Below are 14,022 nucleotides of genomic sequence, written 5' to 3'. Positions count from 1 at the left end.
GGGTACCTCGGAAAGGTGGCTGAGCCTGTCGAAGCCACCGGCACGCCGCGGCTACCGGCCCCTCGACAAGCTCAGAGACCTGGGTCGGTCCCGTATGCTCGCGCCATGACTGCCGTCGTCATCACCGTCCGAGGCGAGAGCGAGGCGCGCGTGCGCGCCGAGGAGGCCGCCGTCCGCGTCACCGTCACCACCGACGGCCCCGCCCGCGGGCAGGTCGTCGAGCGGGCGCAGGAACGCGCCGCCGTCGTGCAAGACGGACTGGTCGCGCACCTGCGTTCGGGCGAGGTGTCGGAGTGGTCGAGCGCGCGCGTGTCGGTGTGGTCCGACCGCCCGTGGAACCACGACGGCGCGCAGCTCCCCCTCGTGCATCACGCCAGCGTGGAGCTCTCCGCGACCTTCATCGACGCGGGCGCCCTGTCGTGGTGGCTCGGCGATGTCGCCGAGTCCGACGACGTGCAGGTCACCGCTGTCGAGTGGCGCCTCTCCCCCACCACGCGCGCCCGCGTCGAACGCGAGGTGGCCGCGGCCGCGGTCGGCGTCGCCGTCGAGCGCGCCAGTGCGTATGCGGATGCCCTGGGCTTGGCATCCGTGTCTCCGGTGGAGGTGGCGGATGCCGGATTGCTCGCGACCCGGCCCGAGGCACAGCACCCGCTGGCGGCGCGCATGATGTCGGCCGACCACGCCGGCGGACCCTCGTTCAGCCTGCAGCCGTCCGAGATCGTCGTGACCTCGGTCGTCGAGGGACGCTTCCGCGCGGAGTGACGGCGAGAGCCGCGTTCGAGCTCAGTCGCCCAGGCGGTTCTTCGTGCGCATCGCGCGCTCGGCCTCGCGCTTGTCTTCGCGCTCGCGGATCGTCTGACGCTTCTCGAACTCGCGCTTGCCCTTGGCGACCGCGATCTCGACCTTGGCCTTGCCGTCGAGGAAGTACAGCCGCAGCGGCACCAGCGTGTATCCGCCGGCCGAGACGGCGTGCGAGAGCTTCACGATCTCTTCCTTGTGCAGGAGGAGCTTGCGCGTGCGCTTGGCCGAGTGGTTGGTCCAGTGACCCTGCGAGTACTCGGGGATGTGCACGGCGTCGAGGAACGCCTGACCGCCGTCGATGTAGGCGTACCCGTCGGTGAGGTTCGCACGCCCCTGGCGCAGCGACTTCACTTCGGTGCCGGTCAGCACGAGACCGGCTTCGTACGTCTTCTCGATGGCGTAGTCGTGACGCGCCTTCTTGTTCGACGCGATGAGCTTTTCACCTTGCTCACGAGGCATGGTGCCACCTCCTCATGATCAAGGGCACACAGAGCCCTACAGTCTATCGCACGGCAGACGCCGAGACGGCTGCGTGCTAGGCGCGCAGCCAGCGGCGGATCGCGAAGCTCGCGCTGAGCGCCGCGAGCAGAACGCCGATCACCACGATCGCGGGGATCACGAACGCGACATCGCCCAGGGTGACCCATGAGGTGATGAAGCTGATGCGGTCCCGCAGGTACTGGTTGACCCCGACGCCGACGATCGCCCACACCGCGACGCTCGCGAGCGCCGAGCCGATGAGCGCGGCGAGCACGCCCTCGACGATGAACGGCGTCTGGATGAAGCGGTTCGAGGCACCGACCAGGCGCATGATGCCGAGCTCCCGCCGTCGCGCGAACGCCGACAGGCGGATGGTGGTCGCGATCAGCAGCACCGCCGCGATGAGCATGAGACCGGCGATGCCGACGGCGACGTAGGTCGCGACCGTCAACGCCTGGAACAGGGGCTCGAGGTACTGCATCTGATCGGTCACCTCCTCGACGCCCGCTTGGCCGCTGAACGCCTCGGAGATCACGTCGGACTGACTCGAGTCGACGAGATTGATGTTGAACGTCGCGTTGAACGAGTCGGCCGACACGACGCCGAGGATGCTGTCGGGCAGCTGGCTCTTGGCGCTGTCGAACACCTCCTCGCTGGTCGAGAAGGTGTAGTCGCGGATGAGGGGCGCGAGCGCCTCACCGTCGAGCGTCGCCTTGACGGCGTCGATCTGGTCTTGTGTGGCCGCCTGCCCGGTGGTGCAGGTCGGCACGTCCGACACCGAGGCGCACATGAACACCGCCACCTGGGCGCGGTCGGCCCAGTACGACTGCATCTTGCCGATCTGCATCTGCATGAGCATCGCGGCGCCGACGAAGGTCAGCGACACGAAGGTCACGAGGATGACCGAGATGACCATCGACGCGTTGCGCCGCAGGCCCGTGAAGGCCTCGGAGAGGATAAGACCGAACCTCATGACGTGGGTCCTACTTCGTCGTGGCGGTCTTTCGATCCTCCGAGTCCGAGCCGGTCGGCGAGACCGAGGGCGTCGACGTCGGGGCGGGTGACCGGAATGGAACGTGTGTTGGTGCCCGGCTCGCGCTCGGCGTTCTGCTGCGTGACGGCGGGGGCGGATGCCGCGGGCGCGGCCTCTTCGCGCGGCTCGGCGTTCTCGCGTGCCGCCGACGTCGGCGCAGCGGCGGCCGGAGCCTGCCCTGCGGCGGGCCGCTCGGCATCCGGAACGCGAAGCGGCTCGACCGGGCCCGTGAGCCCCGTCACCTCTCGCTGAACTTCGAGCACCGCGGTGAGGGCGGCGACGGCCGCAGCTCCGCGCTCGACCTCGGGGGCGAGGCGCGGAAGGCTCGACGTGTCGCCGTAGCCGCCGTGACGCTCGTCGCGCACCATCTCGCCGCCGCGCAGCTCGATCACGCGGCGCTGCATCTGGTCGACGAAGCCGGCCTCGTGCGTGGCCATGACAACGGTCGTGCCGCCGGCGTTGATGCGCGCGAGCAGGCGCATGATGTCGATCGAGGTGCCGGGGTCGAGGTTTCCGGTCGGCTCGTCGGCCAGCAGCACCTGCGGACGGTTGACGAGCGCACGGGCGATCGCCACGCGCTGCTGCTCACCGCCGGAGAGCTCGTGCGGCAGACGCTTCTCTTTGCCGTCGAGACCGACGAGCGCCAGCACCTCGGGCACGGCCTGCTGGATGAACCCGCGCGAGGCGCCGGTCACCTGCAGCGTGAAGGCGACGTTATGGTGCACGGTCTTGTTCGGCAGCAGACGGAAGTCCTGGAAGACCGAACCGATGTGGCGCCGGAAATACGGCACCTTGCGGTTCGACAGGCGGCGCAGGTCGCGACCGAGCACGACGACGCGCCCCTCGCTAGGGGTCTCGGCGCGCAGGATGAGCTGCAGGCACGACGACTTTCCCGAGCCCGAGGCTCCGACGAGGAAGACGAATTCCCCGCGCTGCACCTCGAAGTCGACGGCGTTGAGGGCGGGCTTCGCGGTGCCGCGATACCGCTTGGTGACGTTCTCGAACCGGATCATGGCTCGATGAGCCTAAGCGCGGGCTTCGAGCAGGCCGTCAGGACGCGCCGTGTCGTGAAACCGAGAGAGCCCTATGGATGCCGAGGTCATCGGCATCCGCAGGGCTCAGGCTCGCGCGGAAAGACCGCTCAGTCGTCGTCGTCCTTGCGCTTGCGCCAGCGGATGCCGGCCGCAATCAGCCCGTCGAGGTCACCGTCGAACACGACAGCCGGGTTGCCGACTTCGTACCCGGTGCGGAGGTCTTTCACCAGTTGCTGTCCGTACAGGAAGTACGAGCGCATCTGGTCGCCCCAGCTCGCGGTGATCGTGCCCGCGAGCTCCTTCTTCTTGGCCGCTTCTTCTTCGCGCTTGAGCAGCAGAAGGCGGGTCTGCAGCACGCGCATGGCGGCCGCGCGGTTCTGGATCTGCGACTTCTCGTTCTGCATCGAGACGACGAGACCGGTCGGAAGGTGAGTGATGCGCACGGCGGAGTCGGTCGTGTTGACCGACTGGCCACCGGGGCCCGACGAACGGAAGACGTCGACGCGGATGTCGCCCTCGGGCACCTCGACCTCGACGGCTTCTTCCATGACGGGGATGACCTCGACGGCCGCGAAGCTCGTCTGGCGCTTGTCGGCGCCGCCGAAGGGGCTGATGCGCGCGAGGCGGTGCGTGCCGGCCTCGACCGACAGCGTGCCGTAGGCGTAGGGCACGTCGACCTCGAAGGTGGCCGACTTGATGCCGGCGCCTTCGGCGTAGGAGGTGTCCATGACCTTGACGGGGTACTTGTGACGCTCGGCCCAGCGCAGGTACATGCGCAGCAGCATCTCGGCGAAGTCGGTGGCGTCGTCGCCGCCCGCGCCGGAGCGGATCGTGACGACCGCGGAGCGCGGGTCGTACTCGCCGTCGAGGAGGGTCTGCACCTCGAGCTGGCCGATCACGTCTTTCAGCGAAGCGAGCTCGCGGCGCGCTTCGTCGGCCGACTCGTCGTCTTCCATCTCGATGGCGAGTTCGACGAGCACCTCGAGGTCGTCGAGGCGCTGCTCGATCTCCGAGACGCGCTTGAGCTCGGCCTGCTTGTGGCTCAGGCTGCTGGTGACTTTCTGGGCCTTGTCGACGTCGTCCCAGAGGTCGGGGGCACCGGCCTCTTCGCTGAGGCGATCGATGTCGGCTTTGAGTGCGTCGACGTCGACCACGGCCTGGATATCGGCGAAGGTCGAGCGCAGCGCCTGGATGTCGGCGGTCAAATCGAGTTCGAGCATTTGACATCAAGCCTATCGTGGAGACAGTGACAGCCGACTCTCCCCGGAACGTGCTGGTGCGCTTCGCACCGATGATCTACGGCCCCACCCTGTTGTTCGCCCTCGGCGAGGGCGCGGTGATCCCGCTCATCCCGGTGATCGCGAACCGCCTCGGCGCCGACGTCGCACTCGCCGCCCTCGTGGCCGCGGCCTTGGTCGTCGGCCAGCTCTGCGGCAACATCCCCGCCGGGTGGGCGGTCGCCCGCTTCGGCGAGCGCATCACGATGGGCGTGGCCGGCATCGTCGTGCTGGCCGGCCTGACCGGCATCGTGTTCGCGCAGTCGCTGGCGTTCTTCACCGCGGCGGTGTTCCTCATCGGCTTCTGCGCGGCGTCGTTCGCGCTCGCGCGTCACTCGTTCATGACCACGCGCGTGCCGCTGACCTTCCGAGCCCGCGCGCTGTCGCTGCTGGGCGGCACGTTCCGCCTCGGCATGTTCGTCGGCCCGTTCATCTCGGCGGGCCTGCTGGCGATCTTCGGCGACGAGACGGCATCCATCGTCTTCTTCGCCGTGTGCCAGGTCGCCACGATCCTGCTGGTGTTCTTCGGACCCGATCCCGAGAAGGCCGTGCCGGTGGGCGCGGGCTCCCCCACGCGCCGCGGCGCCGGCGATTCCCGCGATGCCGAAGACACCGGCGAACCCGTCACCGGCGCGATCCCGACCGTCGAACGCGAGGGGGTGTTCCGCACGATGTGGCGTTTCCGCGGCGTGCTCGCGCGATTGGGCCTCGCGGCGGCGTCGCTGTCGGCCGTGCGCTCGGCCCGCCAGGTGGTGCTGCCCCTGTGGGGCGTGTCGCTCGGGCTCGACGCCGGCACGATCGCCGTGGTCGTCGGCGTCTCGGGCGCGATCGACTTCGCCCTGTTCTACGCGAGCGGCCAGGTGATGGACCGCTTCGGACGCCTGTGGGCGGCCCTGCCCGCGATGGTGCTGATGGGTGCGGGCTTCCTCGCGCTGTCCTTCACGCACGAGCTGGGCTCGGCGGCCATGTGGTACGCCATGTTCGCGGCGGTACTGGGGGTCGGCAACGGCCTGTCGAGCGGCATTCTGCTCACCCTCGGCGCCGACATCGCGCCGCCCACCGAACCCGCCGCGTTCCTCGGATCGTGGCGCACGTTGACGGATGCCGGCGGCGCCATCGCCCCGCTGATCGTGTCGGCCCTGACGGCCGCGGTCTCGCTGTCGGTGGGCGTGGGCGCGATGGGTGTCATCGCCGTACTGGGCGCGGCGGGTTTCATCCGCTGGGTCCCTCGGTACGTCCCCCGCAGCCGCTGACCCGCCTTTCCTCTCATCGCGTGAGGGGTCACTTTTGGTCGCTTCCGGACCCGTCCAGGCGACACGAAGTGACCCCTCACGCGCGCCGCGACGACCCTCCGCGGAGTCCCGCTCGTGTTACGTCGCCGTAAACATTCCGGCGACTCTTGCCGGATCTGTCGATTCCCTATGAGAATCATCGAACGTTCGCTTCCCTCTGAAGCAGCGTGTCATTCCCCCTGGATGATGCGGGCGTCGACGCCCGCAGAGAGGTGCCTTCGACGTGCCCCGATACACCCTGCATTCCCCTCCCTCCCGCGCCCGTCGCGCCTCCGCGGTGCTCGCCGCGGGTGCCCTCGTCGGCGGCGCCCTGCTGTCGGCGCCGGCCGCGTTCGCTGCCGCCGCGCCGGGCGATTCCCCGGAAGACCTCGGCCTCACCGGCGCCGACGTCATGACCCACCTGACCGAGCTGGCGCGCATCAGCGAGTCGTTCGCCGACGACGGCTACCGCGTCTGGAACGGTCCCGGCTACGAGGCCGCCGCGCAGTACGCCGAGAAGGTGCTCGAAGACACCGGCGCCTTCACGGTCTCGCGGCAGGTGTTCGAGGTCGACACCCCCGAGTTCGGTGAAGCCTCGCTCACCGTCGACGGCACCACCTACGAGGGCTCGCACTTCGACAACAGCGAGGGCATCGACGCCCCCTACACGGGCGCCCTCGCCCTTCCCCTCTCCGCAGACGGCGGCCGCCTCGGGTGCGAGCCGACCGACTTCGCCGACATCGCGGCCGGGGCGATCGTGCTCGTGCAGCGCGGTGTCTGCTCGTTCGAGCAGAAGATCGACAACGCCACCGCCGCTGACGCCGGGGCCGTCTTCATCTACAACAACGAGCGGCCGCCCGAGGAGGAAGCCTCTCCCGACGACCAGCTGACCAACGTCACCTCGGGTGCGCGCAACCCCGACGACTCCCCCGCCGCCACCCTTCCGCAGTCGAGCGGCGACACCCTCGCCGCGCTGATCGAGGCGGCTCCGGCCGACGCCCCCGTTGAGGGCACCGCGGTGATCGAGAAGCAGTTCCTCACCACGCAGACCTTCAACGTCATCGCCGACTCCATCGCGGGCGACCCCGACGACACCGTCGTCATCGGCGCGCACCTCGACGGTGTGGCCGAGGGACCGGGCGTGAACGACAACGCCTCGGGCTCGGCCGCCGTGCTGGCGCTGGCGGAGAAGATCGCGGCATCCGACGTCCCCAATGACAAGCGCATCCGCCTCGCGCTGTGGAGCGCCGAAGAAGTCGGTCTGCTGGGTTCGACCGCCTACGTCGCCGACCTGGTCGAGAACGACCCGGCCGAGTGGGAGCGCATCTCGGCGTACCTCAACTACGACATGATCGGCTCCGAGAACTTCACGGTCGGCGTGTACGACGCGAACCGGTCGACCTACCCCGCCGAGGGCGTCACGATCCCCGAGGGGTCCGCCGCGATCGAGCAGGTGTACACCGACTACTTCGACGCGATCGAGCAGCCGTGGATCGACACCGAGTACTCGGGTCGCAGCGACTACCAGGCGTTCATCGACAACGGCGTGCCCGCCGGTGGCCTGTTCTCGGGCGCCGACGACACCAAGACCGCGGAGCAGGTGCAGCAGTTCGGCGGCACCGCGGGCGTCTTCATGGACCGCAACTACCACACGGTCAACGACACCCTGGCGAACGTGAACACCGACGCGATCGACATCTTCGCCCCCGCGATCGGTCACGCCGCAGCCGCCCTCGCGTGGGCCGCCGTCGAAGAGCCGCCGGTGGAGCCCTCGCCCGAGCCCACGCCCGGCGAGCCCTCGCCCGAGCCCACCACCGAGCCGACGAGCGAGCCGTCGCCGGTTCCGTCCGAGGAGCCGGCCGCGGTTCCGAGCCCGTCGCCCTCGGTCACGACCGGTCCCGGCGCGAACGGACCCGACCGCGGTGATCTGGCCGCCACGGGATCCGATGTCGAAGGATCCCCGCTCCCCGCGATCGGCCTCGGCATGCTGGCGATCGGCGTGATCGTCGCCGCCGGCACCGCGATCGTGCGTCGACGCGCACACGAGTGACGCCGTAGCAACGACGCAGCGCCGGGGTCTTCACGGACCCCGGCGCTGTCGTCGTTTCGGCTTACTCGCTGACGCGGATGAGCACCTTGCCTGTCGCTCCCTGCTCGACGGCGTCGTGCGCCGCGGCGGTGTCGCTCAGGTCGAAGAAGCTCAGTGGCAGGCCCGCGTCCTCGCCCACCGGCAGCGCACCGTCGGCGACAGCCGCCGCGACGTCTTCGGCGGCGGCGAGAAGAGCGCGCTCCCCCACCGTGTAGAGCAGCAGGCCCTGCCAGCGCACGTTCTTCGCGAAGCTCACGCGCACGGGGGCGGTGAAGTCGTCTCCGCCGTTGTCGGCGTAGTAGCCGACGGTGCCGTGGTTGGCGATCACCTCGACGTCGAGGGCGGCGTTGTCGGCGATCGCCACCTCGACGATGTGCTCGACGCCGTTCGGGGCGAGTTCGCGGATGCCGTCGGCCAGCGACTCGCTCGGGTACTGCAGTACGTGGTGGGCGCCGGCCGAGCGCGCCAGGGCTTCCTTCTCGTCGCTGCTGACCGTGGCGATGACCGTCGCGCCGGCCCAGACCGCGAGCTGGATGGCGGCGTGACCCACCGCTCCCGCACCGCCCTGCACGAGCACCGTGCGTCCGGCGAGGGCGCCGGGGGCCAGGCGCGAGGGTCCGTCCTCGTGCACGGTGAGCGCGCGGTGCGCCGTCATCGCGGGCACGCCGAGGCTCGCGCCGAGCTCGAACGAGGCGTCGTCGGCCAACGGCACGGCGCGCGCGGCGGGCAGGATCGTGTACTCGGCCGCCGTGCCGAACGGACGCTGGTGCGCCGCGAGGTAGATCCACACCCGCTGCCCCACCGACAGATCGGTCACGCCGTCGCCGACGGCATCCACCACTCCCGAACCGTCCTGGTTGGGCGTCACCTCGTCGAACGGCAGGGGGCGGCCGGTCGTCGCGCGCGCCTTCCAGTCGGTCGGGTTCACACCCGAGACGACGACGCGCACGCGCACCTCGCCGGGTCCGGGTTCGGGCAGGGGCTTCTCGGCCAGCGAGAGGACGGAGGAGTCACCGGGCTGGGAGTACGTGATCGCCTTCATGGAGGAGTGAACGGATGCCATGGCGTCCAGCATTCCCCCGCGGCGTGTCGCGCCGGGTGAACGGCCGTGGGCTTGACGGCTCCTTCACATCGTGAGAGCGCCCCGCCTGCTTAGAATGAGCACACTCGCGGGAGTGGTGAAATCGGTAGACACGCAGGATTTAGGTTCCTGTGCCTTCGGGCGTGGGGGTTCAAGTCCCCCCTTCCGCACGTTTCGCCCTTTCCGCACTGCCTTCTCGACCCGACGGGACCGATGTGATCCACACCACCAGCGCGCTGCTCCCGTGGCTCGACCCTGCGGCCATCATCACCAACTCGCAGCCCTGGGCCCTGCTCGTGGTGTGCTTCATCATCTTCGCCGAGACGGGTCTGCTAATCGGCTTCCTGCTTCCCGGCGACACGCTGCTGATCATGGCGGGGCTGCTGTCGCACTCCACGCCCGCCGCTCCCAACGGCGTCTTCGGCCTCAACGCGTGGTGGGTCGCCCTCGCGATCGGTGTCGCGGCGTTCATCGGCGGTGAGGTCGGCTACTTCATCGGCCACAAGGCCGGGCCCTCCATCTTCGAGCGCAAAGAGTCGGGCATCTTCAGCAAGAAGAACGTCGAGCGCACGAATGCGTTCTTCGAGCGCTTCGGCGGTCTCACCGTGATCCTCGCGCGCTTCGTGCCGGTCGTCCGCACGTTCGCCCCCATCGCCGCGGGCGTCGGCCACATGCCGTGGAAGAAGTACTCGCTCTACAACCTCATCGGCGCGATCCTCTGGGGCATCGGCCTCACGATGCTCGGTTACGCGGTCGGGTACATCCCGTTCATCCGCGACATCGTCACCGAGTACATCGACGTGATCCTGCTCGCCGCGGTCGCCGGCACCGCGATCTTCATCGCGATCCACTACTTCCGCGAGCGCGCTGCAGCCAAGCGCGAGGGTGCCGTCTCGCACGCCGAGGCCGAGTCGCTGACGCTCGACCCGAAGACGCTCGAAGACGGAGACCAGCCCGCGCGCTAAGACGCCTTCGACGTCTTCTTCTTCGCGGGGGCCTTCTTCTTCGGCGCGTCCTCGGTCTTCTCGCCGCGCGCGGCCCGACTGCGCTCGACGCTCGCGCGCAGAGCCTCCATGAGGTCGATGACCTCGCCGCCGTCCTCTTCTTCTTGCTTGCCGAAGGTGGCGTCGGTGTCGAGGGCGTCGCCCTGCTCGAGCTTCGCGTCGATGAGGGTGCGTAGCTCGGCCTGGTATTCGTCGGTGAACTCCTCGGCGTCGAAGTCCTTCGAGAAGCTGTCGACGAGCGAGGCCGACATCTCGAGCTCCTTCGCCGAGATCCGCACGCTCTCATCGAGCGCGGGGAACGCCGCTTCACGGACCTCGTCGGCCCACAGCAGCGTCTGCAGCACGAGCACGTCGCCGCGCACGCGCAGGGCCGCGAGCCGTGTCTTCTGCCGCAGTGAGAAACGCACGATCGCGGTGCGGTCGGTCTGCTCGAGCGTCTTGCGCAGCAGCACGTAGGCCTTGGGCGACGAGGAGTCGGGCTCGAGGTAGTACGCCTTGTCGAGGGTCAGCAGGTCGACCTGGTGGCTGGGCACGAACTCGACGACCTCGATCTCGCGGCTGCGTTCGCTCGGCAGCGACGAGAGATCGTCTTTGGTGAGCACGACCGTCTGCTCGCCGTCGTCGTAGGCCTTGTCGATGTCCTGGTAGGGAACGACCTCGCCGTCGATCTCGCAGATGCGCTGGTACCGGATGCGCCCGCCGTCTTTGTTGTGCACCTGGTGCAGAGACACGTCGTGGTCTTCCGTCGCGGAGTACACCTTGACGGGCACGTTGACGAGGCCGAACGTCAGGGCGCCTTTCCAGATCGATCGCATGCCCCCAGTGAACACCGAAATGCTTCCGGATGCCGAGCCCCTTGCGCCCCGCCAGGTGGCTGAGTCTGTCGAAGCCACCGCCCCAGGTGGCTGAGCCTGTCGAAGCCACCGCCCCAGGTGGCTGAGCCTGTCGAAGCCACCGCAACCCGCAGACCTCAGGTCTCTTCGACAAGCTCAGGGACCTCCCCACCGAGGTGGCTGAGCCTGTCGAAGCCACCGCAACCCGCAGTCCCCCGGTCCCTTCGACAAGCTCAGGGACCTCCCCACCCAGGTGGCTGAGCCTGTCGAAGCCACCGCAACCCGCAGTCCCCCGGTCCCTTCGACAAGCTCAGGGACCTCCCCACCGAGGTGGCTGAGCCTGTCGAAGCCACCGCAACCCGCGAACGCCCGGTCCCTTCGACAAGCTCAGGGACCTCCCCACCGAGGTGGCTGAGCCTGTCGAAGCCACCGCAGCCCGCAGTCCCCCGGTCCCTCCGACAAGCTCAGGGACCTCCCCACCGAGGTGGCTGAGCCTGTCGAAGCCACCGCAACCCGCAGTCCCCCGGTCCCTTCGACAAGCTCAGGGACCTCGCAACCGCTCTACGCTGGGGCGATGACGGAGCAGACGGTGCGCATCGGTGGTCGCCGCCTGCGCCTGTCGAACCTCGACAAGGTGCTCTACCCCGAGACGGGCACCACCAAGGGCGAGGTGATCGATTACTACTCGCGCATCGCGCCGCTCCTACTCCCCCACGTCGCTGACCGGCCGTTGACGCGCAAGCGCTGGCCCGATGGGGTCGGGACGGATGCCGACCCCGGCGAACCGTTCTTCGCCAAGGCCCTCGAGCCCGGTGCCCCCGTGTGGGTGCGGCGCTTCCCGATCGATCATTCGAGCGGCGCGAAGGACTACCCGCTGGTCGACGATCTGCCGACGCTCGTCTACCTCGCCCAGGTCGCGAGCCTCGAGTTGCACGTGCCGCAGTGGCGTTTCTCGTCCGACGGCGAGCGGCAGAATCCCGACCGGCTGGTGCTCGACCTGGATCCCGGCCCGGGCGTCGGCCTCGCCGAGTGCGCCGAGGTCGCGCGGTGGGCTCGCGCGATCCTGCAGGACATCGGTCTCGCGCCGTTCCCCGTGACCAGCGGCAGCAAGGGCATCCACCTGTACGCGCGTCTCGACGGCCGTCAGTCGAGCGATGCGGCGAGCGCTGTCGCCAAAGAACTCGCCCGCGCGATCGAGGCCGACCACCCCGACCTGGTCGTGAGCCAGATGGCCAAGGCCGCGCGCCCCGGCAAAGTGTTCATCGACTGGAGTCAGAACAACGGCTCGAAGACCACGATCGCGCCGTATTCTCTGCGCGGGCGCCCGCGTCCGTACGTCGCCGCCCCGCGTACGTGGGACGAGCTCGACGACCCCGACCTGCGGCACCTGCTGTTCAGCGAGGTGCTCGAGCGCCCCGACGATCCGCTCGCTCCGGTCGACGAAGCGCAAGGTCCCCTGCGCGCGTACATCTCGAAGCGAACGGCCGGGAAGACCCCCGAGCCGGTGCCCGAGGCCCCTCACGGCGAGCCCGACCCCGAGGGGCTCCCCCGCTTCGTCATCCAGGAGCACCACGCCAGCCGCCTGCACTGGGATGTCCGCCTCGAACGCGACGGCGTGCTCGTCAGCTGGGCCGTGCCGAAGGGCGTCCCACCGACGACCGCGAAGAACAGCCTCGCCGTCATGACCGAAGACCACCCGCTGCAGTACCTCGACTTCGCCGGCGAGATCCCCCGCGGCGAGTACGGCGCGGGCATCATGACCGTCTGGGACACCGGCACCTACGAGCTCGAGAAGTGGCGCGACGACGAGGTGATCGCGACCCTCGAGGGCCGTGCCGACGGTCCCCTCGGGCGCGTGCGCCTCGCGCTCATCCGTACAGAAGGCCAGGGCGAGAAGTCGCAGTGGCTGCTGCACCGGATGAAGACGGATGCCGAGGGCAAGCCACAGAGCGACGGATCCCCGGTCGTGGCGCTCGACCACGAGCCCCCCGCGCCTGAACCCGTCCACACCAATGCCCCGTCGAAAGCCGACGCCCCCACCGTCGCCGACCTCCAGCCGATGCTCGCCACCTCCGCGACCCCGGGCATCGCCCGCGCCGCCGCCGAGCGGTGGGGCACCGCCTGGGTGGAGATGAAGTGGGATGGCATCCGGGGTCTCTGCATTTGGGACGGACACCGCCTGCGCCTGCGTTCGCGCAACGGCAACGACCTGACGGCGGCGTACCCCGAGCTGACGTCGGTCGACCTGGGTCTCGGCGACGGGCCCGCGGTGCTCGACGGCGAGATCGTCGCTCTCGACGCGCAGGGTCGACCGAGCTTCCCCCTGCTGCAGAAGCGCATGAACCTCGCTAAGCCGCGCGAGATCGAGCACGAGGCCGCGCGCACGCCCGTGCACCTCTACCTGTTCGACGTGCTGTCGGTGAACGGTCGAGACGTGGCATCCCTCCCCCTCACCGAGCGCCGCGAGCTGCTCGAGGCCCTGGCCGCCCACGCGACGGCGCCCGTCGTCGTACCGCCCGTGTTCGACGACGTCGATGCCGCCGTCGCCACCAGCGGACGCTTCGGACTCGAGGGCGTGGTCGTGAAGGATCCCGGTTCGGCGTACCGGCGCGGGGTGCGCTCGGAGCAGTGGCTCAAGGTGAAGCATTCGCGTACGCAAGAGGTGGTGATCGGCGGCATCCGCCCCGGCAAGGGCAACCGCTCGGGCACGATCGGCTCCCTGCTCGTCGGCGTGCCCACGGCCGACGGACTGCAGTACGCCGGCCGGGTGGGTTCGGGCTTCGGCGAGCAGACGCTCGCGAAGCTCTCCGCGCTGCTCGAGCCCCTGCGTTCCGACGCGGATCCGTTCGAGGGTGTTCCGGATGCCGATGCCCGCGACGCCCTGTGGGTGCGACCCGAGCTGGTCGGCGAGGTCGAGTTCGCGGAGTTCACGCCCGGTGGGATCCTGCGCCAGGCCCGCTGGCGCGGCCTCCGCCCCGACAAGTCCCCCTCTGACGTGACGCGCGAGGCCTGACGTCTCGCAAGGTGGCTGAGCCTGTCGAAGCCACCGGCCCTAGCGCCCACCCAACCCAGGTGGCTGAGCGTGTCGAAGCCACCGGCCCCCGCGCCCGCCCAACCCA

At 69.5% G+C, this 14,022-nt stretch carries 11 protein-coding genes and 1 tRNA gene; 6 read left to right on the top strand and 6 right to left on the bottom strand.

Annotated features, from left to right (window positions below):
• Positions 1-105 precede the first annotated feature (105 nt).
• Positions 106-762: an SIMPL domain-containing protein gene (locus ABXS86_RS01015; protein ID WP_353665346.1), complete on the top strand. Its 657-nt coding sequence runs from the start codon at positions 106-108 to the stop codon at positions 760-762.
• A gap of 21 nt (positions 763-783) precedes the next feature.
• Here ABXS86_RS01015 and smpB read toward each other — a convergent pair whose 3' ends face one another.
• The 4 genes from smpB to prfB all read right to left on the bottom strand — a co-directional run bounded on the left by smpB (position 784) and on the right by prfB (position 4,568).
• Positions 784-1,260: an SsrA-binding protein SmpB gene (gene smpB / locus ABXS86_RS01010; RefSeq protein WP_144834778.1), complete on the bottom strand. Its 477-nt coding sequence runs from the start codon at positions 1,258-1,260 to the stop codon at positions 784-786.
• Between the two features lie 76 nt (positions 1,261-1,336).
• Positions 1,337-2,254, bottom strand: a complete 918-nt coding sequence (ftsX, locus tag ABXS86_RS01005; protein WP_154096439.1) for a permease-like cell division protein FtsX — start codon at positions 2,252-2,254, stop codon at positions 1,337-1,339.
• Positions 2,251-3,327, bottom strand: coding sequence for a cell division ATP-binding protein FtsE (gene ftsE / locus ABXS86_RS01000; protein ID WP_353665345.1), 1,077 nt, complete (start codon positions 3,325-3,327; stop codon positions 2,251-2,253). The genes ftsX and ftsE overlap by 4 nt, the downstream gene beginning before the upstream one ends.
• A gap of 128 nt (positions 3,328-3,455) precedes the next feature.
• The gene (gene prfB, locus ABXS86_RS00995) at positions 3,456-4,568 is read right to left on the bottom strand and encodes a peptide chain release factor 2 (RefSeq protein WP_144834772.1); all 1,113 of its coding nucleotides are present in this window, start codon (positions 4,566-4,568) and stop codon (positions 3,456-3,458) included.
• Between the two features lie 71 nt (positions 4,569-4,639).
• Between prfB and ABXS86_RS00990 the strand changes: the two genes are divergently transcribed.
• The gene (locus tag ABXS86_RS00990; RefSeq protein WP_353666215.1) at positions 4,640-5,878 is read left to right on the top strand and encodes an MFS transporter; all 1,239 of its coding nucleotides are present in this window, start codon (positions 4,640-4,642) and stop codon (positions 5,876-5,878) included.
• Positions 5,879-6,140: 262 nt separating this feature from the next.
• A complete protein-coding gene (locus tag ABXS86_RS00985; protein WP_353665344.1) occupies positions 6,141-7,946 on the top strand; it encodes a M20/M25/M40 family metallo-hydrolase in 1,806 nt (601 codons plus the stop codon).
• Positions 7,947-8,007: 61 nt separating this feature from the next.
• On the opposite strand, the gene ABXS86_RS00980 is transcribed toward ABXS86_RS00985, so the two are convergent.
• Positions 8,008-9,027 (bottom strand): NADPH:quinone reductase, encoded by a 1,020-nt coding sequence (locus tag ABXS86_RS00980; RefSeq protein ID WP_353666214.1) that lies wholly within the window; start codon positions 9,025-9,027, stop codon positions 8,008-8,010.
• Between the two features lie 127 nt (positions 9,028-9,154).
• Between ABXS86_RS00980 and ABXS86_RS00975 the strand changes: the two genes are divergently transcribed.
• Positions 9,155-9,236, top strand: a tRNA-Leu gene (locus ABXS86_RS00975).
• Positions 9,237-9,281: 45 nt separating this feature from the next.
• Positions 9,282-10,031: a DedA family protein gene (locus ABXS86_RS00970; RefSeq protein ID WP_144834768.1), complete on the top strand. Its 750-nt coding sequence runs from the start codon at positions 9,282-9,284 to the stop codon at positions 10,029-10,031.
• On the opposite strand, the gene ABXS86_RS00965 is transcribed toward ABXS86_RS00970, so the two are convergent.
• On the bottom strand, positions 10,028-10,885 hold the full coding sequence (locus ABXS86_RS00965; protein ID WP_353665343.1) for a Ku protein: 858 nt from the start codon (positions 10,883-10,885) through the stop codon (positions 10,028-10,030). The two genes, ABXS86_RS00970 and ABXS86_RS00965, sit on opposite strands and share 4 nt — an antisense overlap.
• A 592-nt stretch (positions 10,886-11,477) precedes the next feature.
• Between ABXS86_RS00965 and ABXS86_RS00960 the strand changes: the two genes are divergently transcribed.
• Positions 11,478-13,916 carry an ATP-dependent DNA ligase gene (locus tag ABXS86_RS00960; RefSeq protein WP_353665342.1) on the top strand — a complete coding sequence of 813 codons (2,439 nt, stop codon included), beginning with the start codon at positions 11,478-11,480 and terminating at the stop codon, positions 13,914-13,916.
• Positions 13,917-14,022 lie beyond the last annotated feature (106 nt).

Origin of the sequence: Microbacterium sp. che218, from assembly GCF_040436305.1 — a bacterium.
GTDB classification, from domain to species: domain Bacteria; phylum Actinomycetota; class Actinomycetes; order Actinomycetales; family Microbacteriaceae; genus Microbacterium; species Microbacterium algihabitans.
This window is presented reverse-complemented; position numbering and strand designations above follow the sequence as displayed.